The organism is Rhizobium chutanense (assembly GCF_002531935.1).
GTDB classification, from domain to species: Bacteria; Pseudomonadota; Alphaproteobacteria; order Rhizobiales; family Rhizobiaceae; genus Rhizobium; species Rhizobium chutanense.
Window position 1 is genome coordinate 1 of the sequence record NZ_NWSV01000076.1, and the last position, 1,634, is coordinate 1,634.

Here is a 1,634-nt window from a genome sequence, read left to right on the forward strand (position 1 = left end):
AGCGGTTCGTCGAACAGGAAGACCTGCGGATTGCGCACCAGGGCTCGGCCCATGGCGACACGCTGGCGCTGGCCGCCGGACAGCTGGCTCGGCTTGCGGTCGAGGAGATGACCGATCTGCAGCATGTCGGAGACCTGTTTGATCGCCTTTTCCCGTTCCTCCCTGGGCACGCCGCGGATCTCCATGCCGAAGGCGATGTTGCCCGCCACCGTCATGTTCGGATAGAGCGCATAGGACTGGAACACCATGGCGATGTCGCGCTTGGACGGATGCAGACCGCTGATGTCGCGCCCGTCGATCTTGATATCGCCAGACGTGATCGTCTCCAGCCCGGCAATGGTGTTGAGCAGGGTCGACTTGCCGCAGCCGGACGGGCCGACCAGCACCAGGAAGCCGCCCTTGTCGAGTTCGAGGTCGATGCCCTTGAGAATGTCGACGGCGCCGAAGCGTTTTTTAAGACCGGAGATTTCGAGGAAGGCCATGGATTACCCTTTGACAGCGCCCGCCATCAGGCCACGCACGAAGTAGCGGCCGGCGAGGATATAGACGATGAGCGTCGGAACGGCCGCGATCATCGCCGCCGCCATGTTGACATTGTATTCGACCACCCCGGTCGAGGTGTTGACGACATTGTTGAGCGCCACCGTCATCGGCATGGAGTCGCCGGTGCCGGCATAGGCAGAGGCAAACAGGAAGTCGTTCCAGATATTGGTGAACTGGTAGATGACGGTGACGACGATGATCGGCAGCGAGTTCGGCAGCATGATGCGGCGGAAGATCTGGAAGAAGCTGGCGCCATCGACCTGGGCGGCGCGCACCAGCTCGGTCGGGAAGGCCTCGTAGAAATTGCGGAAGAACAGCGTCGTGAAGCCCAAGCCATAGACGACATGGACGAAGACCAGATTGACGGTGGAATTGCCGAAGCCGAAGTTCCAGCCCGTGGCATTCTGCAGCGTCACCCCGAAGCGGCCGAGCGAGCCGAGGATCGTCGCCATCGGCAGCAGCACCGACTGGAACGGGATGAAGCAGGCAAACAGCATCAGCCCGAACACCAGCGTATGGCCGGGAAAGCGCCATTTGGTCAGGATATAACCGTTGAGCGCGCCTAAGATGGTGGAGATCGCCACTGCCGGCACCACCATCTTGATCGAGTTCCAGAAGTAGCCCTTGATGCCGGCGCAGGTCAGCCCGACGCAGGCCTCGCCCCAGGCCTTCACCCAGGGATCGAAGGTCGGCGCCTGCGGCAGCGCCAGCATGTTGCCGCCCTGGATCTCGTCCATCGTCTTGAACGAGGTCGTCAGCATGACGAAGAGCGGCATCAGGTAGAGGATGGCGAAGATCACCAGCAGGCCGTAGATGACCAGGCGGCCGATCCAGCGGGCGTTGCTGCCGCGCTCGATAGCTTCGGCTGCCGCTGCCGATGAGGACGTGCCGATCGCAGAGGTGAGGCTGCTCATCGCGCCTTCTCCTTCAGTTCAGAATAGAGATAGGGCACGATGATCGCCGAGATGGTCATCAGCATGATGATGGCGCTGGCCGAGCCGACGGCCATCTCGTTGCGCTTGAAGGTATATTCATACATGAAGTTCGACGGCAGCCAGGCCGAGCCGCCCGGCCCGCCCGAGGTCAGCGCC

At 62.1% G+C, this 1,634-nt stretch carries 2 protein-coding genes and 1 pseudogene; all 3 read right to left on the reverse strand.

The window, feature by feature from the left end:
• Positions 1-482 (reverse strand): ABC transporter ATP-binding protein (locus tag CO666_RS33330; protein WP_143540432.1); only part of this gene is annotated, 482 nt, incomplete at its 3' end.
• Positions 483-485: 3 nt separating this feature from the next.
• Positions 486-1,457, reverse strand: coding sequence for a carbohydrate ABC transporter permease (locus CO666_RS33335; RefSeq protein ID WP_097616193.1), 972 nt, complete (start codon positions 1,455-1,457; stop codon positions 486-488).
• A pseudogene (locus CO666_RS33340) lies at positions 1,454-1,634 on the reverse strand (sugar ABC transporter permease); the annotation flags it as partial. The gene CO666_RS33335 and the pseudogene CO666_RS33340, both read right to left, overlap by 4 nt.